Genomic DNA, 21,320 nt, shown 5'->3' with positions numbered 1-21,320 from the left:
AAATTCATTATAAATCAAACTCCTTTTAAATTAAAGCTTCTTTTTAAGAATTTCTCTTGCGGTTGCTTGGGCTAAAATCGACAATGTATCGTGGATTTCAATGCCTTTTATTTTGGGGAAAACAAGTTGTAAATCGGTGCAGGCCAGGAGAATGTTTTTCGTTCCCCTAGCCTCTAGGTTTTTAACTACTCTTCTTAAGGTCTTTTCGGTTTCGCTTAAGTTTTTATTAGTCAGGATTTGGCTAATGACTTTATTAATTAACTTTTGTTCGTTTTCGTTTGGCAAGATGGGAATGATTCCTTTTCTAGATAATAATTGCTGATGCAGACGGCTTTTGATTGTTTCTTGGCTTCCAAGGATCCCGATGCTTTTAATTTTTTTGCGAACCAGGTCTTTGGCCGTTTCTTCAATAAGGTTTATAAGCGGAAGATTAATTGATTTCCGTAAGTCATCAATTAAGATGTGCAACGTATTGCACGGTAGAACCAAAAAATCAGCCCCACCATTTTCTAATTTTTGAGCCCCGTCAATTAAAAAAGGTAAAAATTTTGAGATTCCCTGGCCCTGAAGAATCATTCTTTGTTCAATTTTTACGGGGATAGGTGTTTGCCAAATTAGAAGAGCTGGTCTTTCTTTGATCTTTAAAGCACGAAAAATCTCAACTATTTCTAGTTGAAACTTAGTCGTTGTCTCCGGTCCAAAACCACCGATAATTCCAGCTGTTTTCATAATTCTCCTTTTTCCACAAAAAAACCTCCCTTTTTGGGAGGCTGGTTTTAATTTAATGATTAATGTTTAGTGTTCTATAACCACGTCAACCAACCTCCCTTTTTGGAAGGTATAATAAAACCAAAAAAGAGTTTGGGTGGTTGACAACATGGGTTTAATTATACCGATTGCTTTTTGACTTGTCAAATAGAGCCTTGTTCTGATAAACTTAAAGAATGGAGAAAATCGAAACCAAAATTTCTCCAAGTGAAGATATGCTTGATGTTTTTCAGGAAAAACGCTGGAAACGCTCCCATTTCGGTTCTTCTTCAAGACTGGAACGGATCAAGCGCTGGTCGCAGTTAAGCACCCTGGTTCTTTTGGGAAGTTTGGCTTTAGTTTTTTTCGTGGTTTTCCTTTTTGCCTGGTACAGTAAAGATTTGCCCCGTCCGGATAAGGTTCATCGGGTTGAAGGTTTATCAACGGTTATTACCGACAAAAACGGCGAGGTTTTATACGACATTTACGGGGATCAAAATCGGGTTCCGGTTTCTTTTGCCGATATGCCCCAATCTTTGCGTCAGGCGACCGTGGCCATTGAGGATAAAGAATTTTATAAACATCAGGGTTTTTCCTTTAGCGGTATGGGGAGGGCCTTGGTTAACATCTTTGTTTTTAGAAACCTTCAGGGCGGTTCGACCTTAACTCAACAGCTGGTGAAAAACGTCTTGTTAACAAGCGAACGGACCTTGCCTCGGAAAATTAAAGAGTTTATTTTGGCGATTCAGATTGAAAGAAAATATTCCAAAGACGAGATTTTGCAGATGTATTTAAACGAGGCTCCCTATGGCGGGACGGCTTGGGGGGTCGAGACAGCCTCCCAAACCTATTTTGGCAAACACACCAAAGATTTAAGTTTTTTAGAGTCGGTCATTTTGGCCGGACTGCCGAACGCGCCGACCAAATACTCTCCCCTTTTCGGTTCGGATCCTAAGGCCTATATTTGGCGGACCGGACAGGTTTTGCGAAGAATGCGTGAGGACGGTTATATCTCAAAAGATCAGGAAGAACAGGCCAAAAAAGACATTACTAACGTTAAGTTTTCTGAAACCGATACCAATTTTCGGGCGCCTCATTTTGTCATGTACGTTAAGGAAAAATTGATTGCCCAATTCGGCGAGAAGATGATCGAACAGGGCGGTCTTAAAGTCACAACGACACTAGATTGGAAGATTCAGGAAGAGGCGGAAAAAATCGTCAAGGAAGAGATTGGGAAACTTAAAAGTCTTAAGGTCACCAACGGCGCCGCCGCGGTTTTGGATCCTAAAACCGGTCAGATTTTGGCGATGGTTGGTTCTAAGGACTATAATGCGACGGATTCTTCTGGTTTTAAATTTAACGTCGTGACCCAGGGATTGCGCCAGCCGGGCTCGGCGATTAAACCGATTATTTACGCGACCGCTTTTCAGAAAGGATACACACCGGCCACGCTTTTAATGGATACGGAAACTCATTTCCCTGGTGGCGAGAATAAGCCCGACTATATTCCTAAAAATTATGACGGGAAATTCAGAGGTCCGGTTCAGGTCAGATTTGCTTTGGCTAATTCAATTAACATTGCGGCCGTTAAGATGTTGGCGATGGTCGGGGTTAAAGAAGCTTTAGTGACCGCTTATGATATGGGGTTGACAACGCTTCAGCCGACGAATGAAAACTTGAGCCGTTTCGGTTTGGCTTTAACCCTTGGTGGCGGCGAAGTTAAGCTTTTAGATCTAACCAGCGCTTTCGGCGTTTTTGGCCAAAGCGGCGTTCGGCATGAACCGACCTCTATTCTTAAAGTTCAGGATTCGCGCGGTAAAACTCTTTTCGAAACGAAACCGACCTCCGGACAAAAAGTTTTGTCACCGGAAGTCTCTTTTTTAATTTCTCATATTCTTTTAGACAATGAAGCCAGAAAAGAAATTTTTGGTCCAAGTTCCTGGTTGGTTGTGCCGGGGAAAACCGTCTCGGTCAAGACCGGAACGACCGATGATAAAAAAGACAATTGGACTGTTGGTTTTACTCCCAGTTTTGTGGTTGGCGTGTGGGTTGGCAATAACGATAATTCGGCCATGCATCCTTCTTTGGCTTCCGGGGTTACCGGCGCCGCGCCAATTTGGAATAAAATTATGCGCTTTATTTTAAAAGATAAACCGGACGAGCCACCTATCGTTCCCGCAAATGTTGTTGCCTCAACGATCGATGCTTTTGGTGGAGGGTTGCCTAAAGAGGGTTTTCCGACCAGAAGTGAATATTTTATCTCCGGTACCGAACCGACACAGCCAGCCGCAATTTATCAAAAACTTAAAATTTCCAAAAATAATGGTAAATTAGCTAATCAAAGTGAAATTGCCATGGGAGAATACGAGGAGAAAGACTTTATTGTCTTAACTGAACAGGACCCGGTCTCAACCGACGGGAAAAATCGCTGGCAGGAGGGCATTGACGCTTGGTTAGCTTCAAATACCGACAGCAAATATCATCCCCCGAAAGAAACTTCGCAGGATAAACTTGATCGAGCCATTGTCAAAATTAAGAGTCCCGGCGATCGGTCGCAGATAAACGACAATGATGTCTTGGTTGAAACCGAAGCTTATTCGGCGGTTGGAGAAATTGTCAAACTGGAAATAATTATTGATGGTTTAGTCAATCGGACGCTTTCCACCAATAAATTTTCCGAAAGAATAAACATGGCTAAAGGAACACACACTCTTAAAATTAAAGCCCAGGATTCCAAAGGCAACGCTTCTGATGCGGAAATTAAATTTGGTGTTTTTGTTCCCTGGGATTGGGCGGCGCCGACGCCGACCCCTGTCCCCACCCCGGCGCCGACGCCGTCCCCGCTTTAACTCCTTACCCTAAAATCGTCAAGCGTTTGACTTTTGTGTTAGAATAAGTTCAAGTTAAAACCATGACACTTGAAGCGCAGGATCGATTAAAAAACACCACCATACCTTTGCCCGATACCGAAAGAAAATTTTGTGAACTTCCCCCGTACAAAAAGAACGGTTTTATTCCCGGGTGGGCCGAAGTGATTGGCTATTGCCAGCTTTCAAATTTTGATCCAAGAGAGCTACGGCTTTTAAGAGGTTATTATCGTGCCCAAAGAAAAATCGCCGAGGGCAGCACCAAGAGAGCTTCAAGAATCTTCAGGGGTTTAGATAATAATCAGGATTTTCGGGAATTGGAAAATCGGGAAGGAAGACTTTTAAGTGAGATTGCCTCTTTTGTTAGGGGGCAAACGGAAAAACAGCGTTCCAAAATCGCCAATTATTAATTATTTAAGATAAGCGCCGAATTTTTGTTTGATTTCGTTTATAATTTTGTTTCTTATTTTTTCTGCTTCCTGGCTTTGTAAGGTTTTGGTTCTTGATTGATAACTGATTCGAAACGTTTGGGTGTCTTCAAAACTGCCCAGGAAATCAACCTGGGTAATTAATCTATCAACGGACTTAATGGCCACGATTATTTTGGCCACCTCAATTTTATTTTTAATGACAAAAGAAAGATCCTCGATAATGGGAGGAAAAGAAATAAGCGGTTGATATTTTTTTATTTTTGTCGCGTTTTTTATTAAAGACTCAAGTTCGATATCAAAACCGATTAATTTTGAAGTTACAGAAAAAGAATGTGAGATTTTTTGGTTAATCTCTCCCAAAAGGCCGATTGACTTGCCTTTGATTAAGATTTCGGCTGTTTTTTGGGAATTAAAAATGCTCGTCGTTGGCAACGAAGTTGCAAATTGATAATCGGTTATCCCTAAATTCTCCAAAAGATTTTCAAGAAGTCCTTTAAGAGCAAAAAAATCATGACCGGTATAAAGCCCTGAAAACATTTTAATTTCATCCGGTAAATGATTTTCTCCTTGTGGCAGATAAACATTAGCGATTTCAAAAATTCTCATGGCCGAAAAATTAGCTTGATTTTGAGAAATAATCCGCAGAAGCGAGGGCAGAAGACTTGGTCTTAAATAGAGGAGGTCTTCGGTTAAGGGATTGGCAATTTTCAAATAATCACAAGGTTCAAGATTAACTTTTTTTAACGAGTTCTCATCGATTAGGGAATAATTGGTAATTTCGGTAAACCCCCAATACTTCAAAGCTGTTTTGATGCTTCCCTCCCAGAAAAATTTTTCCTGGCTTTCGTTGTCAGCAAGAACCGGCAAAGGAGTATTCGGGAGTCGGTTGTAACCGTAAATTCTGGCAACTTCCTCAATTAAGTCCTCGGGAATGGAAATATCCTGATAGCGCCAGTGAGGAACCGTCGCCGTTATAAGTGAGGGATCATTCATTTTGAGGAGAAAGCCTAAAGATTCGAGGATTTCCGTAATTTCCTTTTTAGGAATTTCTAGACCCATGATTCTTGCAAGTAAAGTCAGGTCCAGCCGAACTTTTTTCACTTTTTGCTTTTTAGGATAAAGATCAATTAAGCGGCTCACGATTTTAGCCTGGCAATTTTCCTCAAACATCTTTAGGGCTTTGCCAATAGCTAAAGGAACACTTTCAGGATCAACTCCTTTTTCAAACCTTGAGGCGGCTTCGGTTCGGAAACCTAAAAGTTGACAGGTGCGGCGGATTCTGGCGGGATCATAAGTTTGCACAAAGAGAAGAACCCTTCGGGTTTTTTCATCAACCGCGGAATTATAAGCTCCCATAATCCCGCAAAGGTCGATAATTCTTTCTTCCCCGTCTTCAATAATGATTGTTTCCTTAGGCAGGATTCTTGTTTGTTTATCCAAAGTTGTAATTTTTTCTTCCTTTTGGGTTGAGCGAAGAGTCATTTTAGCCCCTTTAATTTTGTCGTAATCAAAAGTATGCATTGGCTGGCCAAGTTCAATCATCAGATAATTGGAGATGTCGACGACATTATTTAGGGCTCTTATGCCCGCTTTTTCTAACCTTTCCTGGACAATCTTTGGTGAGGGGCCAAGTTTTGGGATTTCAAAAATGAGAGCCGTAAATCTCGGACATAAATTTGGGTCGGTAATTTTAACCTCCAGGGGCAAAGCATTTTTTCCTTCAGGTTCTTGAATTTTAGCTACTTCCCCTGCGTTGAATTTTGCCGGAAAGTTAAATCTTGGGAGGATGGCCGCCAATTCTCTGGCCAGACCATAAACGGAAAAACAATCCGGCCGGTTGGTCGTGATTTCAATATCATAAAGAAAATCATGACCAACTTTTTTAATTCTTTCGACCGATTGACTGCATAAAGACAGAGACTGCCCGATTTCGTAAGCCGTAGCTTTAGTTTTAAGAAAATCCCTTAACCATGAGTCACTGATCAAAATATTCATATCTTAAAATTGGTTTAAAAATCGTAAGTCGCCGTTAAATAAAAGTCTGATATCGGGAATGCCGTATTTCATCATCAGAACCCTTTCGACTCCCCAACCGAAAGCAAAACCGCTATAAAGTTTGGGATTAAAACCGCCGTTTCGCAAAACCGTCGGATGAACCATTCCCGCGCCCCCTATTTCCATCCAACCCTCTTTACAGGCTCGGCAACCCTTTCCCTGACAAACCATACAGGTGACGTCAACTTCAAAAGAAGGTTCGGTAAATTGAAAATGAAAGGGACGAATCCTCGTTTTCCTAGTCTTTCCAAAAAATTCTTTGACAAAATAATCCAAGGTTCCCTTAAGATGGGTGATATTAATGTTTTGATCAACAACTAAACCCTCAAACTGATAAAACATGGGGGCATGAGAAACATCCGATTGTCGTCGGTAACATTTGGCGATATTGAGCATCCTTATCGGTGGTTTTTTCTTTCTCTCCATTTCCCGAAGTTGCCCCGAAGACGTGTGAGGCGTTAAAAGACCGACGCCGTATTTTTGATGAAACAAATTTTCAATAAAAAAAGTTTCCCATTCGTCCCTGGCCGGATGGTTTTGGCTCATATTTAAACCCTCAAAAGCGTACCAGTCCCATTCGACCTCAGGATAAGCCACTCTGGTAAAGCCGATTTTTGCAAAAATGAGGTCAATTTCCGCAATCGTTTGGGAAATAAGATGAAGATGGCCCAAGGGAAATTTGAAGCCGGGTTTAGTGACGTCAAACCATTCCTCTTTCTTTTCTTCTCCTAAAATTTTTTCCTTAGTTTCAGTTATGGCGTGTTCGATTGCGGTTTTAACGTCATTGGCCAAAACCCCCAAGCGCCGGCGTTCGGTAATTTCAAGTTTAGGCAACTCTCTAAGGGTGTTGGTTAACTCACCGTTTTTTCCAAAGTATTTTATTCGTAAATTTTCCAAGTCAGCCAAATCTTTGGTTTGCCAGATGATGGCGATTGCCTCGTTTTTAAGAGCCATTAATTTTTCTTCCATACTTTACTATTTTACAACAAAAAACCTACGTTCGTCTAACGTAGGTTAAGTGGTCGAAGGAGGGCCAAAATTTTTAAGCCCTGGCCTTTTCGACCACCTTTTTAAAAGTCTCAAAATCAGAACTTACTAATTCGGCTAAAATTTTTCGGTCAAGAGTAATCTTTGCCTTTTTTAAACCGGCGATGAATTGACTGTAAGAAAGGCCAAGATTTTCGCAAGCGCCGTTAATTCTGGTTATAAACAAACGGCGAAGGTCTCTTTTTTTATTTTTTCGGCCGGCAAAAGCATACTCTCCCGCATGGAGAGCCGATTCCGAAGCGACCTTAATCAGTCTTCGGCGGGTCATCCGGTAACCCTTATTAAGCTCAAAAATCTTTTTATGACGTTGGCGGCTGATCGTGCCTCTTTTTACTCGTGCCATAGGTTTAGAAGCCTCCTTTATTCTTAAGATTAAATTTGGTAAAAAAATCCTTGACCTTGGTAAAAGGCGCCATTCTTTGGAAATGGCCAAAACTTACTGCCGATTTATTAGCCGATCGGCTGGAATTAGTTTGCCGATAATTAATATTTGATTTATTGCCCATACGGTAAAAATCTTCTGACGGATTTAGCTAATTTGCCGGCAACTTTCCCCGGTTCTTTTAAACGGCGCTGATGGGTTTTATTTTTGTTAATTCTTAAATGCCGACCCATTTGTCGGCCGCGAATGATTTTCCCGTTTTTGGTAATTTTAAATCTTTTACTGACGACTTTTTTCGTCTTCATTTTTGGCATATGCTTGTTTCACCGGTGCAAAGTGCGAGATTAAAGCCCGTCCCTCAAAATGAACTAACCCTTGAGGTTCGGCCACTTTGGCCAATGCCTCCGTAAATTTTTTAATAATATTAAACCCGAATTCTTTTTTGGTGAATTCTCTTCCCTGAAATTTAACGACAACTTTGAGACGATTTCCTTCCTTAATAAACCCTTCGGCTTGTTTAACCCTGACTTCAAAATCGTGGTTGCCTATAAACGGTCTTAATCTGATTTCTTTAACTTCAACCTCATGGGTTTTTTTCTTTATTTCTTGATCCCTTTTATTTTCCAGGTACCGAAATTTTTTAAAATCAATAATTTTAGCCACCGGCGGTTGGGCGTTAGGAGCAAACTCCACCAAATCAAGTTCTAAGTCTCTGGCCTTTTGTAGGGCTTCGTCTTTAGTCAAAACACCGATTTGCTTACCCTTTTCGTCCAAAACGCGTAACTTCGGTGATAAGATATATTGATTTAGTCGGTAATACTTTTGGATTTTATTTCCTCCGCGATTTTTAAGATAAATTTATTTAATTCTGTCTCTCCTTGGTCCTGGCCCTTTCTGGTTCGGACCGCAATCGTTTTGTTTTTCGCTTCCTTATCCCCTATTATTACCATATACGGAACTTTTTGTAAAGTCGCTTCCCTCACTTTAGCCTGCATTGTTTCGTTGCGGTCGTCAATTTCCACGCGAATTTTTTGTTCGGCAAGAAGTTTTTTAACCTCAGAGGCGTAATCTGCATGTCTTTCGGCAATGGGAATAATGGTAACCTGCACTGGAGAAAGCCAAAGGGGGAAATTACCGGCGTAGTGTTCAATCAAAAGGCCAACCCATCTCTCTAGGGCTCCCAGGGGGGCCCGATGAATTAAAACCGGTCTTTTCTTCTGACCATCCCTATCAACATACTCAAGATTAAACCTTTCGGGCAGCATAAAATCAACCTGAACCGTGCCGCACTGCCACTCCCGGCCCAAGGAATCTTTAACCATGACATCCAGTTTTGGTCCGTAAAAAGCCGCTTCTCCTTCGGCTTTTTTGGGGGTTAAACCTGTTTTTTTAACCGCCTCTTCGATTTTCGTTTCGGCTTCTTGCCAAATCTCGTCATTTCCCAGATATTTGTCTTTATTTTTGGGATCTCTTAAAGAGAGTCTTAAGTAAAAGTCATTAATTTGAAATGTTTTCAAAAGAAACATAATGTAATCAACGACACCGACGAACTCTTGAATAACCTGATCTTCCCGGCAAAAAAGATGGGCATCGTCCTGAGTGATATAGCGAACTCTGACCATGCCGGAAAGTTCTCCGGTTTGTTCGTAACGATAAACCGTGGCATTTTCGGCAAGGCGCACGGGTAGGTCTTTATAACTTCGCAGTTGGCTTTTATAAACCATCATGTGCATCGGACAATTCATGGGTTTCACTAAATAATCTTCGTTGTCAATTTTCATAGGGGCATACATCTTGTCTCGATACAAATCCCAATGGCCCGAGGTAACCCATAAGGATTTTTTACCGATATGCGGTGTATAGACATGCTGATAACCTCTTTTGGTTTGTTCTTCAATAATGAAATTTTCAACTTCCCTTCTTAAAGTGGCTCCTTTAGGCGTCCAAATAATCAGTCCCGGACCAACTTCGTCGGTGAGAATAAACAAACCCAATTCTTTGCCCAATTTGCGATGATCTCTTTTTTTCGCCTCTTCAATTTGCCAAAGATAACAATCGAGTTCCTCCTTAGTTGCGAAACTGGTGCCATAAATACGGGTCAGCATTTTGTTTTTTTCGTCGCCGCGCCAATAAGCTCCGGCTACGGAGAGGAGTTTAAAATAACCGATCTTTCCGGTTGAAGACACATGAGGACCCGAACAAAGATCAACAAATTCTTGACCTGTCCAGTAAAGACTGACTTCTTCGTTTCTTTTATCAATTTCATCAAGCCATTCTTGTTTGTAAGGATTTCCCTTAAAAAGTTGTCTGGCTTTGGTAACTGTGACTTTTTCCTGTCTGATGGGAAGATCGGCTTTGGCGATTTTTCTCATCTCTTCTTCAATTCTCGTTAAATCGTCTTCGTTAATTTTTATCTTTTGACTGTCAAAATCAAAATAAAAACCGTTTTCCGTCGCCGGCCCCATAGCCATCTTAATCTTTGGGTAAAGTTTGAGCATGGCCTGAGTTAAGACGTGCTCGCAGGAATGTCTTATTTTTTTCAAATCATCATTATCCATGAGTGGGCGCATCAGGACTCGAACCTGAGACCTCTGCAATGTCAATGCAACGCTCTAGCCAACTGAGCTATGCGCCCTTAATAAGACAATTTTATCCGAAAAGAAAGATTTATTCAAGGAGAGTTAACCAGCTTGACTGGCCAGAGCTCTTTCTGAAGATAAACCGAAAGTCGTGCCGTGTTTTTTAAACATGGACCAATATTGTTTCTTTCTTTTTTTCGCAAAGGTCTCTTCCAACCAAACTCGGGATTCGGAAACCTGCTGACGGAAAAGTCTTAAAATGGCTTGGAGCTTTCCGAAAAAGGACAGATGATATTTGCCGGCTTTAACAGGAGTTAAAGCTACAGCCTTCTCAACTTCAATGACGGCCGTATTTAATGCCTTTAATTCCTCAACGGTTCTTTTCAGTTCGGTTCTGACGGCCTCAACTTCATGGGCCAAATTAGCTTCTTGGGCGGTAAATAAAACAAACTCCGGTCTTTGTCCCTCCGGTTGTCTTGGTCGCAAAGTTGTTTCTGAAGAGACAAAAACTTCCTGATTCGGTTTTAAGTCTTGACTTTTTGGGGCAAACAAATCGTTGAGAATACCACCGGCCACGCCGGCCACGAGGTCACTTTGCGCACTTTTGACGACATCCGTACCCAAATCACGCAATTGCTCAAGAGCAGAATCTTTATTGCCGATGGTCTGTTTTTTCTTTGGCGTAGCCATAAACGGCCGTATTATACTATGGGTTTAGAGGCAGTGTCAAGGGAGCCGCTTAATTTCTCCAGCGTTTTTTGTCGACGCAAAATTGTGGCTAAATAATATTTTTGTGATTTTAAGGCGGCCTGTTCTCTCGGGTCTTTAACTTCCTGAATAATTTTTTCAATTTCCGCATCGTTGACTTCAACTTTTTCCTGATCGGCAATCGCTTCCAAAATAAACTCTAGAGCTAAAGTCTGTTGCGCTTGAAATTTATATTCTTCGCGAAGACTCTCCGAGGTTTTATTTTGCGAAACCAAGTATTGTTCAATGGTTAGGCCAAGTTTTTGCGTTTGATCAACCAGTCTTGAAAGCATGCGATTGACTTCGTCTTCGATCAAAAGGTCGGGTACTTGAACCTGACAAACCGAAAGCAGGGCCTTAACGATTTCATCGAGAGTCAAAGCGGCGGGTTTCTCCGGTTTTTCTTCTTTGCCCGAGACCCAGATTTTCGTTTGTTTTTCTTTTTTAAGAGAAGCGATCGCTTCCTGATAATTTCCCAACTTAACTTCTGGTTTTTCACAGGTTTTGGCCCGAAATTGCCAGTCGGTTTTTTCTTTGGCGGCGATTATTTCTATTTGCGGGGAAACAATGGGGGCAAGATTTTCTTGTTTAATGGCCGTCGCGTAATATTGCGGCACGATTTTTTTCAAAACTTCCTCATAAACTTTGCTCTTGTCCATTTTTTCTTCCACGAGGTTTCGCGGGGCTTTTCCTTTTCGAAAGCCCGGTAATTCAGTCTCTTTAATCAGATCATCAACGACCAAATCATAGGCAGATTTAATCTCCGACCAGGGAATGGTGATCGTTAATTCAATAGTCCCGTTGGCTAACTTATTGACGGCAATAGTCATGGGGGGAATTATAACATTTTTTAAAAGTATTTCCTACCCCTTAATTTCTCGGGAAATAAATCTTCTTTGGTGTATTGTTCATAACCCTTACCATACCCAATTTCCTTCATGAGCTTGGTTGGGGCATTTCTAAGATTAAGAGGAATGGGAAGATTACCGTATCTTTTGACATCACTTAAAGCTTGCATGTAAGCGTTATAAGAGGAACGGTCTTTGGAAGCTTTGGCAAGATAAACGGTTCCGGCCGCCAGATTCTCCTGACATTCCGGATAGCCAATTTGCTGACAGGCCGCAAAGACGGCATTGGCGACAACTAAGGCCGTAGGAGAAGCCACATCTTCGGAGGCAAAAACTACCATTCTTCGGGCAATAAACAGCGGGTCCTCACCGGCCTCGACCATTCTGGCCAGATAATAAAGGCTGGCATCAACATTACCGGCTCTCATGCTTTTAATAAAAGCACTGATCGTGTTGTAATGTTCCTCTCCCAAACGATCATAAAGAAGTTTTGACTGTAATGCTTCCTGAACGGTTAATAAATTAATCTTTTTTTGACGGGAAATGATTTTAGCAATTTCCAGGGTATTAAGAACAACCCTGGCGTCGCCATTGGCAAATTCGATCAAAAAGTTTTTAGCATCGTCTTTGAGGCTAATTTTGAGTTCTTTTAGTCCTCGTTCACAAATAATACTCAAATCTTGGTTGTTTAACTGATTTAATAACAAAACCTTACATCTTGATAAAAGCGGGCCGATCACTTCAAAAGAAGGATTCTCCGTGGTTGCGCCGATTAAAATAATCGTTCCTTTTTCGACAATCGGCAAAAAAGCATCCTGTTGGGCCTTGGAAAAACGATGAATTTCATCAACAAAAAGAACCGTTTTTTGTAGGTTTTGGTCTAATCTCTCTTTCGTTTCTTCGACAATCTTTCTTAGATCCGCCAAATTATTAGTGACGGCCGAGAACATAACAAAATGATTTTTTGTCGCATTAGCGATAATTTGCGCTAAAGTAGTTTTACCAGAACCCGGAGGTCCCCAAAAAATCATCGAAACCAACTGGTCGCTATCAATCATTTTTCGAAGAAGGCCATGTGGACCAATTAAATGTTCTTGTCCGACAAAGTCAGCTAAAGTTTTAGGTCGTAGCCTGTCTGCTAACGGCGTTAACATGGAGACAAGTATAACACTTCTCTTTTTATTTGGCGTTTCAAGAATACCCCGCCTCTGGCGGGGATGAGTTGAAACAAAGAAAACATTTAGCCTTAAGGGTGAATGTTATTTTTCGAAACTAATTTTCATTTCCAAAATCGGCAGCGTCAGTTTTGGTTCCGTCAGATCAACGGTGCCAATATTTTTTTCCAAATTATTAAGATCTTCCTCAAGTTTTAAAAAAGCCGCGTCGGTCGCAATCGCCGAGAGATTTCTTTTAGCACTTGGTGTTGCCTCAACGGAAGGATTAGGCGAAGAAGAAATTTCCGTCGCGGGTTTTTTCACAAAAAAAAGAGCGATGCTGCCGATGGCGATTAGGCCGATAAGGATAATTAAGCCTAAAAATATAAAGATTTTTTTCCGATCGGGATGTAAATCTAATCTTATTTTTTCTGAATTATTTACCTCCGGACCAGGAATGTTATTTTCAATAATTTCCATATTTGAGTTCTTCCTTTATTTCCCGAAGATAAGCCGTTGATTCCTTAAGATATTGATTGGCTTCAAAAATCAAAACCTGAACCTTTCTGAAATCTTCAGAGATCTTCGCGGGGTTATTATTTGTTTGAAATTGATCAGCCATCAATTGAGCTGTGGTTAGTTTTTCGTGAGCTAATAATTGTTTGTTTTTTGTTTCTAAAAGCCAGCGTTCCAGGGTGGAAACGTCTTTTCCCTGACTTTTAAGAAAATTAATTTTTTCTTCAAAGCGCGCCATAAGATCGACGATTTGTTCGTCGAAACTTTTTACTTTAGAAAGCAAGACATTGGCGATTGTTTGCCTTAATAAAACTTCAGTGGTGGGAAAACGGTTAGTAAAAGTTTCGGAAACCTGAACGCTGTCTTCCAAAGAAGCGACGGCGGTAACTAATTTTTTATGATCTGAAAAAAAGACAATTTCATCACTTATTAATTTTTTAAAACTTTCCGAAGGATTTTTCTCCAAAATCATGGTCATGAAATTAATTAGGGTTTGGTCGCGGTCCTCAAGAAAAACCTTGGTGGCCGTTAGAGCTTCGGTTTGAGCCGTCAAGGTTTTGTACGTGAGATAACGATTTTTGCTCGTTAAAAAATTAGTCAAACTTATCCGGTACTCGTCATATTGAGAAATATAAGTCTGGTAGGTTTTATCAAAATCAGCAAAAACCGAAGAAGTCACAAAAGGGAAAAAGAGAAGGAAAACCAAGACGAAAACGGGCAGAACTTTTCTCATTAATTTTTAGTCTATCACTCGTATCTTAAAGCGTCAACTGGTGTCAGCCGAGACGCTCGCATGGCCGGCGCTAAGCCAAAAACAATACCGACTAAGGCGGAAACGACAAAAGCGATTAAAATAGACCAAAAAGTGACGGCGCTGGGGATAAATTTACTTAAAAGAAAGCTGCCCCCTCCCCCAATAATAATGCCGATAAGACCGCCCGTTATGGAAAGAATCATGGCCTCAATTAAGAATTGTAATAAAATTAATCGTGGCGTGGCGCCGACGGCTTTTCTTAAACCAACTTCTCTGGTTCTTTCGGTTACGGAAACAAGCATGATGTTGGCGATGCCAATGCCGCCGACTAAAAGAGAAATAGCGGCAATTCCACCTAAAGCTAAAGTTAAGGCACTAAGAATCGTGGCAATCGTATTTAAAAGACTTTTCGTGTCTAAAACGGAAAACTCATCATCTTTAAGAAACTTCAGCATAATTTTTTTAACTTGGGTTTTCGTTTCTTCCATATTTTCTTGTGATTTTGCCTGAACCCAGATGGCGATAAAATGCTCCATGTCGAATTCGCGAAGGGCGGTCGTGGCGGGAATAAACGCCTGATCGTCCATATCAACACCGCTCATTCCTCCCTTTTCTTCCAAGATCCCCAAGACAGTATAACGGCCATCCCCAATCGTAATTTTTTTATTGACGGGGTTTTCTTCCGCAAATAATTTTTCCGCCACGGTTTTTCCCAAAACCACGACTTTTTTAGCCGAATTTTGTTCATTGTGATTAAAAAAGCGCCCGGCGGCAATTTTCTGGTTTCTAATTTCCGGATAATCGACGCTGACGCCGGCGATTTGCGTAATATGGGAATTTTTGCCAAAACGCAAAGTGCTGTTGTTTTCCGTGTAGGGCATAACGAGACTGACCAGATCGGCTTTTTCCAAAGCCTTTACCTGTTCCATGTCAAATTTTGAAGCCATCATGCCGGCTCCGGGAACCCCTCCGCCGCTGCCGCCTTGTCCTAAGCCGATATTTCCCGGCATCAGCATAATGTTTTTTGCCCCCAAATCCTCAAGTTGTTTCGTAATATAGCCCTGTAAGCCGCTGCCGATAGAAACCAGAAGGATGACTGAAGAAACCCCAATAATAACGCCCAGCATCGTTAAAAGAGAGCGCATTTTATTGGCTCTTAAAGCGGTAAAAGCTATTTTAATAATTTCAAACAATTCGTCCATCGCGCATTGAGATTATTCTTTGGGCATAATTAGCGATTTCGATATCATGAGTAACCAAAATAATGGTATTGCCTTGTTTGTTAAGATTTTTCAATAAATCCATAATTTCCTTACCGGCTTTAGAATCGATATTCCCTGTCGGTTCATCAGCTAAAATTAAAGAGGGATGATTAATTAAGGCCCTGGCAATCGCAATTCTTTGCTGCTGTCCTCCGGAGAGCTGATTTGGGAAATGCGAGATTCTATTTCCCAGACCAACTCTTTCTAACGCTTCTTTAGCTTTTTGATGCCTGGTTTCGGAATTTAAATTAGAATAAACAAGAGGCAACTCAACATTAGTTAAGGCTGAAGTTCTGGGTAAAAGATTAAACATTTGAAAAACAAAACCGATTTTTTGATTTCTGATTTTAGCCAGTTCGATTTCCGAGAGTGAAGAAAAGTCTTTGTCCTCAAGAATTATTTTTCCGGAGGTTGGTTTATCAAGACAGCCCAGTAAATACATTAAAGTTGACTTACCGCAACCGGAGGGCCCCATAATCGAAACAAATTCACCTTTTTTTATTTCTAAGGAAACATTATTAAGATCTTTAACCTCAAGACCGTCTAATCGAAAGATCTTGCTTACATTTTGAATCCGCAGGAGAAGTTTGTCATCTGTCATTGGCTGTCAATTTTTTGACCTTCTTTGATTTTGGAGGTTCCCGACTTAATAACAATATCATTCTCTTTTAAGCCACTGGTAATTTCGACGGCTTCTTCTCCCTCGATGCCGGTTTGAACTTCCTGTTTTTTGGCTTTTTTACCGACAACTAACCAAACGTAATTTTTATCGTCACTTTTCATTAAAACTTCCGAAGAGACCTTAAGGACATCATCTTTTGTTTGCAAGATAATTTCGGCATCACCGTTCATCCCTAATTTAAATTTAAAATTCTCATTTTGCGGCAAAGTTATTTCGGTGGGAAAAGCCGTTCCGCCGCCCGAAGTTGTGATTGCCTGGAAAGCAATTTTAGTTATTTCTCCGGCAAATTTTTCTTCAGGATAGGCATCGAGTGTCACTTGGGCTTTAAGACCGGGGACAACGCCGGCAATATCGGTCTCGTCGAGATTAGCCTTAAAAATCATTTTTTCGGGATTAGAGACTTTAAAAACGGCCGTTGACGGGGTAATATTTATTCCCGCGAGAGGTGTTTCCACTTGCGTGACGATGCCCGAGATGGGCGTTACCAAAGTGGCATATTTTAAGGCGATATCCTTTAATTCAACATCCAAAACCGCTTTATCCATGTCCCACTGGTTTTTTTCTAAAATTCGCCTCACGGTATTAGTGAGAGCGGTTGAGGGTGTTTGTCCGCGATAGGTTTCCCGATTCATCTCCTCGAAATCGTTTCTTTGTTTGGCATAATCCCTTAAGTATTTTTCTAAAGTTTTCTGAAGTTCTCTGGTGTCAAGTTGGGCAAGGGCTTGCTAAGCCTGGACTTGTTCACCTTCTTTAACCCCAACCCAGGCAAGTTGCCCTGAGGTTTGAAATTTCAATTCGGCAATTTCTTCCGAGGTTATTTCTCCGGAAGCAGACACGCTTTTCGTAATTGTTCCCCTTTGCACTTTTTCCGTTTTAAGAGCAGAAGTTCCCTGTCGAGTTAATCTGGCAATAAAGATAATTGAAGCGACAAAAATAATAAAAATAAAAAGAATAAATTTTTTCATTTCTTTAAAGAATCTCCTCTTGTTTTCTTCTAATAAAAGCAAACCATTCCTCAATTAATTCAAAAACCATTTTTAAAGGTGTTTCAATTAAAAGATCCAAAATTAAGATAAAAATGTTAAACCGGGAGAGAGCTTTGGAAAAGACCAGACCCAGTCGTATAAAAGGATAAGAGATAAAATTGAAAAGTCCGCTCAAAAGTCCTTCTTTTTCTTCGGCAATCGTTAAATCACCGAAGTTGCGGCGAATTCTAAAAGCAAAAAAGGCAACGGTGGAAACAAAAAAGAAGAAAACGGCCATCGAGGCTAAACTAAATTCAAGTTTCTTTAAGATATAAACGACGGAACCGAAAACCAGGACAAACGTTAAGAGATAAAAAAGCCTGAAAGTCAGATCTAAAAAGGGTCTGACCCGGCTTAAAAGATCAAGATTAATCCTGGGTATGGTTAATCCCGGTTGAAAATAAATCGCCGATTTAAGTTCTCTCATGATTTTTTGGGTATTGCCAAAACCAGGGATCGTCACGGTTTGGGTCGTCATCACCATAAAAGCCGGCGGGAAAAGCAAATTGACAACCAAAGGCAATAAATTAAACCGGCGTAAAATATAAAGATCATAAGGAACCTCGATAATAAAAGCAAAAACCATTTTCGTTAAAAAGATATAAATAAAACTCTGAATGGCGGCCGTCCGTAAATTAGTGGCGGCTTGACGGTAGCGGTTTGAGGCCACTTGAGTGACAACTTTATCCAAAAGATCAGGATTGGCAAAAATACTGGTTAAATCAGCCTCATTTTGATTGATTAAGTCACGCAAAATAACATAGGGAGCGATTTCTTTTCTGACGCGTCTTGCCAGAGGTTCTTTATCCGGGGAAGCGAGTCTATGAGTGATTTCCTGATTAATTTTTTCAAGGCGTTCGGCGTTATCCCAGTTGGGCAAAGAGAACTTGATTAAATGGTAGCGGATTGTCGTTTCATCAGCGCGGGATAGAGCCTCCTCCAGGGCAATAAAAAGAATCGCGTCGTCTTTAACCAAAAGTCTTTCTTTAAAGACCTTCTGGGCAAATAAAAGCAGGGCGGTTTCATGATCGAGCGTTAAAATTTCCTCAATTTCTCTCGCCGCAAAACCGATTAAGAGTTCTTTTATTTCAGGAAGGACCTTAATAAGACCGGAAAACTTATCAATGATTTGAGAAACTGCCAAGATTTTATTTTCAGGAATTTTATTATTGGGAAAATAGCGGGCCCTGATAAGCTCTAAAATTAAAGCTCTGGCCGTTTCTTCGCTTGGCTGAGGAAAGATGAGGCGCCGGCTTAAGGCTCTGGTAATGGCACGACGGCGCAAAAGATGTTCTTCCTGATAGTCCACAAAATTTCTTAGCTTCTCATAAAGAAAAGCAAAAAAAGAAATTGTTTCCTGACTATGAATCTTGGCTTCTCTTTCCCAAGATTGTTTTTCTTGATAATTTTTCGAAACAGCGGCAATCAATTCCTGCGCTGCTGGTGTTAAATTTGTCATAAAGAGCAAGTGCCGCGAGAGGGACTTGAACCCCCAACCCTTGCGGGATACGGTCCTAAGCCGTATGCGTATGCCAATTCCGCCATCGCGGCATGGTTTACGCCATTATATTATAGTGAAAGTTCCAAAGCAATCGTTTTGTTAGGAGCAAAATTTTCAATTTTGTCCATAAAATACAAAACCTTGCCGGCCCAGGTTTGGGAAGGAGGAGCATAAATCGGCGCTATTTTTTCAACGGTATCAGCACCCCTATTGGCATAGTTTTCTCTTAAGGTTTTTGAAACAACCTCAATTGATTCTTCCCAGGACTTAAAAGAGTATTCCCCGTTAGCCCAGCCATAGGCGTTATAGGAGTTAAAAGGAATGGCCTTGCCGAAGGTCGATTCCACACCCGTAATGGCCGGAATCAATTTCCAGTCTAAGTTATACCGAGAAGCCTTTTCAACAAAAACCGGCGCATAGTTTGCCAAAGGCGAATCGTAATAGGCCAAAAACCGGCGCAATCTATCAACATTAGGATTTGGCGCTTGACCCACAAAGATATCAGCCGAGCTGGCGGCTTCTTTACCCTCCGAAGCCATAACAAAGGAGGGAGAGATAAGAATCATTAGGGCAGTTAAAACGAAAACTGCCAACCAGATCTGTTTTTTCATAAGCTTGACCTCTCTTCCTATCCGCCTCCGCTTGCCTCGTCGCAAAGTCTTATGTCCTTGCCTCCGAGGGGCGCTTTGGCAGGATTTGGGCTTGTAAAAACTTGCCTACCGGCTCATTAACAAGCCCATAAAAAAATCCTAAAGTAGGAAGTGAAATACCTCCGTACCTCAGGATCTGGCGGGGATTATATCATAATATTATAGGCTTGTCAAGTTTCGGGGAGGAAATCTTTATTTAAGTTCTTCCATAAATTGGTTAACGCATTTGGCCCAGGGGCCGCCTTTGGCCACTGACGGTGGAGCATATTTGGGCATTATTAAGTCCGGAGTAGTTAATCCCTGATCGATGTAACCTTCTTTTAAAGTTTTGGCGACTTGTTCCAAAGCCTGTTCGAAGGATTGAAAATGGGTTGCGCCATTTTCAAACCCCCAACAATTATAGGATCCTTCCGGTATTCTTTTACAAACATTTGATTCGCATTGAGCGATGGAAACGATCAGACGGAAATCCAAATTATACTGATCAGATAACTTGACGATTAAATCAGCGTAGGGTAAGAGCGGCGAATTGTATTTAGTAAGATATTGTCGAATCAATTCCGGCCGGGCGTCAGCCGCCTCAACGACGGTTGTCAATGAGCCCAAGACTTGAGGGAGGGCGGCATAAAACTCGTATTGATTTTTCAAAGCCAACTCCTTAGCTTGTTTAGCAAAAAGCAAATCTCCGGCCCTGACATTATCGAAGAAATAAAGAGTCAAGAGGGCGCCGCTTAAAGTTGCCATGGTGAGCGGAAACCAAAGAACTACGAGTAGCACTTTTTTCATGTGTCCCTATACTTACATAACTTTTTAAAAGTGTCAAGTCAAGATTCCCTAAAGATTGTCAATATGCTAAAATCAAATCATGAAGGTGCAAAGACTGAGCGTTGGACAGTTGGCAACGAATTGTTATCTTGTCTGGGACGAAAAAACCAAAGAAACCTTGATTATTGATCCGGGCGAGGCGGCCGCTTATATCGAGGCTAAAATTGCCGACCTTAAGCTCAAACCCACGGCCCTTTTGGCAACTCACGCTCATTTTGATCATGTCCTGGCGGCTTTGGAGCTTAAATTAGCCTACCAAATCCCCTTTTTGATTCATGCAAAAGATCTCTTTTTATTAAAACAGGCGCAAAAAAGCGCCCAATATTTTTTAGGCATTAGCGTTGATCCGGCTCCTTCGGCTGACCGTTTTTTAAAAGAGAAAGAAAAAATTAAGTTCGGGCAAGAGGTTTTAAAAGTTATGGAAACGCCCGGCCATACGCCAGGCGGGATCAGTCTTTTGGGTCAAGGGGTTATTTTTTCCGGTGATACGTTATTTGCCAACGGTTTGGGCCGCACGGATTTTTCTTATAGCTCCAAAAAAGATCTGGATCAATCTTTAAACAAAATATTTAAATTACCCAAAGCAACCATTCTCTACCCCGGCCACGGCGAAGTTTCGACCATCGGCGAAGCAAAAAAAGAACAAATTTGATATAATGAGCGAAACGAATTAATCAAAGAAATATCAATAATTTTGCTCATTTTTTACAAAATAAGTTAAGCCCCTGTAGCTTAACGGATAAAGCTCTGGTCTTCGGAACCAGTAATGCGGGTTCGATTCCTGCCAGGGGCGCACTGTAAAATTTTGACGATTTTACAGTGCGAACACGATGAAGTGGTATGTTTATATTGTAGAATGTAGTGATGGGTCCCTTTACACAGGAATAACGACCGATATCAAAAGAAGGATAATAGAACATAATAATGATAATATTAAAGGCGCAAAATCACTTAGACCAAAGAGACCAGTAACACTCAAATATTTTGAAGAATATAATAATCAATCAGAGGCACGAAAAAGAGAAAGCGCTATTAAAAAATGGGCTAGGGATTATAAAATTAAACTAATTTTAAATAAAAAGAAGGGTTTACCCTGAAAATTTACTCGCGAAACGACTTTTGCAAAAAGGATTTTTTGCAAGCAAATTTTTAGGGCGACTAGCTCAATTGGTAGAGCAATTCCCTCTTAAGGAATAGGTTCAGGGTTCGAGCCCCTGGTCGCTCACAAAATATCGTAAGTAATCCGAA

Annotated in this window: 22 protein-coding genes, 4 tRNA genes and 1 pseudogene; 6 read left to right on the top strand and 21 right to left on the bottom strand. The window is 41.0% G+C overall.

Annotated elements, in window-relative coordinates:
* Positions 1–30: 30 nt before the first annotated feature.
* The gene (locus tag M1575_01710) at positions 31–729 is read right to left on the bottom strand and encodes an amino acid racemase (protein ID MCL5095418.1); all 699 of its coding nucleotides are present in this window, start codon (positions 727–729) and stop codon (positions 31–33) included.
* Positions 730–944: 215 nt separating this feature from the next.
* Between M1575_01710 and M1575_01705 the strand changes: the two genes are divergently transcribed.
* Positions 945–3,596, top strand: a complete 2,652-nt coding sequence (locus M1575_01705; GenBank protein ID MCL5095417.1) for a PBP1A family penicillin-binding protein — start codon at positions 945–947, stop codon at positions 3,594–3,596.
* 62 nt (positions 3,597–3,658) lie between these two features.
* Positions 3,659–4,024, top strand: coding sequence for a hypothetical protein (locus tag M1575_01700; protein ID MCL5095416.1), 366 nt, complete (start codon positions 3,659–3,661; stop codon positions 4,022–4,024).
* On the opposite strand, the gene pheT is transcribed toward M1575_01700, so the two are convergent.
* From pheT to M1575_01600, 20 genes and pseudogenes are all read right to left on the bottom strand, one after another.
* Positions 4,025–6,040 carry a phenylalanine--tRNA ligase subunit beta gene (gene pheT, locus M1575_01695; protein ID MCL5095415.1) on the bottom strand — a complete coding sequence of 672 codons (2,016 nt, stop codon included), beginning with the start codon at positions 6,038–6,040 and terminating at the stop codon, positions 4,025–4,027.
* Between the two features lie 3 nt (positions 6,041–6,043).
* A complete protein-coding gene (gene pheS / locus M1575_01690) occupies positions 6,044–7,069 on the bottom strand; it encodes a phenylalanine--tRNA ligase subunit alpha (protein ID MCL5095414.1) in 1,026 nt (341 codons plus the stop codon).
* A gap of 73 nt (positions 7,070–7,142) precedes the next feature.
* Positions 7,143–7,490, bottom strand: coding sequence for a 50S ribosomal protein L20 (rplT, locus tag M1575_01685; protein ID MCL5095413.1), 348 nt, complete (start codon positions 7,488–7,490; stop codon positions 7,143–7,145).
* Between the two features lie 152 nt (positions 7,491–7,642).
* Positions 7,643–7,834 carry a 50S ribosomal protein L35 gene (gene rpmI / locus M1575_01680; GenBank protein MCL5095412.1) on the bottom strand — a complete coding sequence of 64 codons (192 nt, stop codon included), beginning with the start codon at positions 7,832–7,834 and terminating at the stop codon, positions 7,643–7,645.
* Positions 7,809–8,303 carry a translation initiation factor IF-3 gene (gene infC, locus M1575_01675; GenBank protein ID MCL5095411.1) on the bottom strand — a complete coding sequence of 165 codons (495 nt, stop codon included), beginning with the start codon at positions 8,301–8,303 and terminating at the stop codon, positions 7,809–7,811. The genes rpmI and infC overlap by 26 nt, the downstream gene beginning before the upstream one ends.
* Before the next feature lie 32 nt (positions 8,304–8,335).
* Complete coding sequence (gene thrS, locus M1575_01670) at positions 8,336–10,087, bottom strand: threonine--tRNA ligase (protein MCL5095410.1); 1,752 nt, start codon at positions 10,085–10,087, stop codon at positions 8,336–8,338.
* A gap of 3 nt (positions 10,088–10,090) precedes the next feature.
* Positions 10,091–10,164, bottom strand: a tRNA-Val gene (locus M1575_01665).
* Positions 10,165–10,210: 46 nt separating this feature from the next.
* A complete protein-coding gene (locus tag M1575_01660) occupies positions 10,211–10,798 on the bottom strand; it encodes a DUF5660 domain-containing protein (protein MCL5095409.1) in 588 nt (195 codons plus the stop codon).
* Between the two features lie 11 nt (positions 10,799–10,809).
* Positions 10,810–11,685, bottom strand: a complete 876-nt coding sequence (locus M1575_01655) for a hypothetical protein (protein ID MCL5095408.1) — start codon at positions 11,683–11,685, stop codon at positions 10,810–10,812.
* Between the two features lie 20 nt (positions 11,686–11,705).
* Positions 11,706–12,857, bottom strand: a complete 1,152-nt coding sequence (locus M1575_01650; GenBank protein ID MCL5095407.1) for a replication-associated recombination protein A — start codon at positions 12,855–12,857, stop codon at positions 11,706–11,708.
* A 105-nt stretch (positions 12,858–12,962) separates the two neighbouring features.
* The gene (locus tag M1575_01645) at positions 12,963–13,337 is read right to left on the bottom strand and encodes a hypothetical protein (GenBank protein MCL5095406.1); all 375 of its coding nucleotides are present in this window, start codon (positions 13,335–13,337) and stop codon (positions 12,963–12,965) included.
* Complete coding sequence (locus tag M1575_01640) at positions 13,324–14,106, bottom strand: hypothetical protein (GenBank protein MCL5095405.1); 783 nt, start codon at positions 14,104–14,106, stop codon at positions 13,324–13,326. The genes M1575_01645 and M1575_01640 overlap by 14 nt, the downstream gene beginning before the upstream one ends.
* Positions 14,107–14,120: 14 nt before the next feature.
* Positions 14,121–15,329 (bottom strand): ABC transporter permease, encoded by a 1,209-nt coding sequence (locus M1575_01635; protein MCL5095404.1) that lies wholly within the window; start codon positions 15,327–15,329, stop codon positions 14,121–14,123.
* Complete coding sequence (locus tag M1575_01630) at positions 15,313–15,990, bottom strand: ABC transporter ATP-binding protein (protein ID MCL5095403.1); 678 nt, start codon at positions 15,988–15,990, stop codon at positions 15,313–15,315. The genes M1575_01635 and M1575_01630 overlap by 17 nt, the downstream gene beginning before the upstream one ends.
* Positions 15,987–16,730, bottom strand: a pseudogene (locus M1575_01625) (efflux RND transporter periplasmic adaptor subunit). The gene M1575_01630 and the pseudogene M1575_01625 overlap by 4 nt, the downstream one beginning before the upstream one ends.
* A 66-nt stretch (positions 16,731–16,796) precedes the next feature.
* Entirely contained in the window at positions 16,797–17,036 is a 240-nt protein-coding gene (locus tag M1575_01620) for a hypothetical protein (protein MCL5095402.1), read from the bottom strand.
* A gap of 4 nt (positions 17,037–17,040) precedes the next feature.
* Entirely contained in the window at positions 17,041–18,555 is a 1,515-nt protein-coding gene (locus M1575_01615) for a hypothetical protein (GenBank protein ID MCL5095401.1), read from the bottom strand.
* Between the two features lie 10 nt (positions 18,556–18,565).
* A tRNA-Leu gene (locus M1575_01610) sits at positions 18,566–18,647 on the bottom strand.
* An 18-nt stretch (positions 18,648–18,665) separates the two neighbouring features.
* Entirely contained in the window at positions 18,666–19,208 is a 543-nt protein-coding gene (locus tag M1575_01605; protein ID MCL5095400.1) for a hypothetical protein, read from the bottom strand.
* 231 nt (positions 19,209–19,439) lie between these two features.
* Positions 19,440–20,033 carry a hypothetical protein gene (locus M1575_01600; GenBank protein MCL5095399.1) on the bottom strand — a complete coding sequence of 198 codons (594 nt, stop codon included), beginning with the start codon at positions 20,031–20,033 and terminating at the stop codon, positions 19,440–19,442.
* Positions 20,034–20,112: 79 nt separating this feature from the next.
* Between M1575_01600 and M1575_01595 the strand changes: the two genes are divergently transcribed.
* The 4 genes from M1575_01595 to M1575_01580 all read left to right on the top strand — a co-directional run bounded on the left by M1575_01595 (position 20,113) and on the right by M1575_01580 (position 21,297).
* Entirely contained in the window at positions 20,113–20,724 is a 612-nt protein-coding gene (locus tag M1575_01595) for an MBL fold metallo-hydrolase (protein ID MCL5095398.1), read from the top strand.
* 69 nt (positions 20,725–20,793) lie between these two features.
* Positions 20,794–20,865: transfer RNA gene (locus tag M1575_01590), tRNA-Arg, on the top strand.
* A 37-nt stretch (positions 20,866–20,902) separates the two neighbouring features.
* A complete protein-coding gene (locus tag M1575_01585; GenBank protein ID MCL5095397.1) occupies positions 20,903–21,169 on the top strand; it encodes a GIY-YIG nuclease family protein in 267 nt (88 codons plus the stop codon).
* A 55-nt stretch (positions 21,170–21,224) separates the two neighbouring features.
* Positions 21,225–21,297, top strand: a tRNA-Lys gene (locus M1575_01580).
* Positions 21,298–21,320: the final 23 nt, after the last annotated feature.

The sequence above is a fragment of the Patescibacteria group bacterium genome, from assembly GCA_023473585.1.
Classification (GTDB): domain Bacteria; phylum Patescibacteriota; class Microgenomatia; order JAMCYU01; family JAMCYU01; genus JAMCYU01.
This window is presented reverse-complemented; position numbering and strand designations above follow the sequence as displayed.

Bases quoted from the DNA above. Each gene is read 5' to 3' on its own strand.
- M1575_01710 (MCL5095418.1), bottom strand. From the start codon at position 729: ATGAAAACAGCTGGAATTATCGGTGGTTTTGGACCGGAGACAACGACT.
- M1575_01705 (MCL5095417.1), top strand. From the start codon at position 945: ATGGAGAAAATCGAAACCAAAATTTCTCCAAGTGAAGATATGCTTGAT.
- M1575_01700 (MCL5095416.1), top strand. From the start codon at position 3,659: ATGACACTTGAAGCGCAGGATCGATTAAAAAACACCACCATACCTTTG.
- pheT (MCL5095415.1), bottom strand. From the start codon at position 6,040: ATGAATATTTTGATCAGTGACTCATGGTTAAGGGATTTTCTTAAAACT.
- pheS (MCL5095414.1), bottom strand. From the start codon at position 7,069: ATGGAAGAAAAATTAATGGCTCTTAAAAACGAGGCAATCGCCATCATC.
- rplT (MCL5095413.1), bottom strand. From the start codon at position 7,490: ATGGCACGAGTAAAAAGAGGCACGATCAGCCGCCAACGTCATAAAAAG.
- rpmI (MCL5095412.1), bottom strand. From the start codon at position 7,834: ATGAAGACGAAAAAAGTCGTCAGTAAAAGATTTAAAATTACCAAAAAC.
- thrS (MCL5095410.1), bottom strand. From the start codon at position 10,087: ATGGATAATGATGATTTGAAAAAAATAAGACATTCCTGCGAGCACGTC.
- M1575_01660 (MCL5095409.1), bottom strand. From the start codon at position 10,798: ATGGCTACGCCAAAGAAAAAACAGACCATCGGCAATAAAGATTCTGCT.
- M1575_01655 (MCL5095408.1), bottom strand. From the start codon at position 11,685: ATGACTATTGCCGTCAATAAGTTAGCCAACGGGACTATTGAATTAACG.
- M1575_01650 (MCL5095407.1), bottom strand. From the start codon at position 12,857: ATGTTAACGCCGTTAGCAGACAGGCTACGACCTAAAACTTTAGCTGAC.
- M1575_01645 (MCL5095406.1), bottom strand. From the start codon at position 13,337: ATGGAAATTATTGAAAATAACATTCCTGGTCCGGAGGTAAATAATTCA.
- M1575_01640 (MCL5095405.1), bottom strand. From the start codon at position 14,106: ATGAGAAAAGTTCTGCCCGTTTTCGTCTTGGTTTTCCTTCTCTTTTTC.
- M1575_01635 (MCL5095404.1), bottom strand. From the start codon at position 15,329: ATGGACGAATTGTTTGAAATTATTAAAATAGCTTTTACCGCTTTAAGA.
- M1575_01630 (MCL5095403.1), bottom strand. From the start codon at position 15,990: ATGACAGATGACAAACTTCTCCTGCGGATTCAAAATGTAAGCAAGATC.
- M1575_01620 (MCL5095402.1), bottom strand. From the start codon at position 17,036: ATGAAAAAATTTATTCTTTTTATTTTTATTATTTTTGTCGCTTCAATT.
- M1575_01615 (MCL5095401.1), bottom strand. From the start codon at position 18,555: ATGACAAATTTAACACCAGCAGCGCAGGAATTGATTGCCGCTGTTTCG.
- M1575_01605 (MCL5095400.1), bottom strand. From the start codon at position 19,208: ATGAAAAAACAGATCTGGTTGGCAGTTTTCGTTTTAACTGCCCTAATG.
- M1575_01600 (MCL5095399.1), bottom strand. From the start codon at position 20,033: ATGAAAAAAGTGCTACTCGTAGTTCTTTGGTTTCCGCTCACCATGGCA.
- M1575_01595 (MCL5095398.1), top strand. From the start codon at position 20,113: ATGAAGGTGCAAAGACTGAGCGTTGGACAGTTGGCAACGAATTGTTAT.
- M1575_01585 (MCL5095397.1), top strand. From the start codon at position 20,903: ATGAAGTGGTATGTTTATATTGTAGAATGTAGTGATGGGTCCCTTTAC.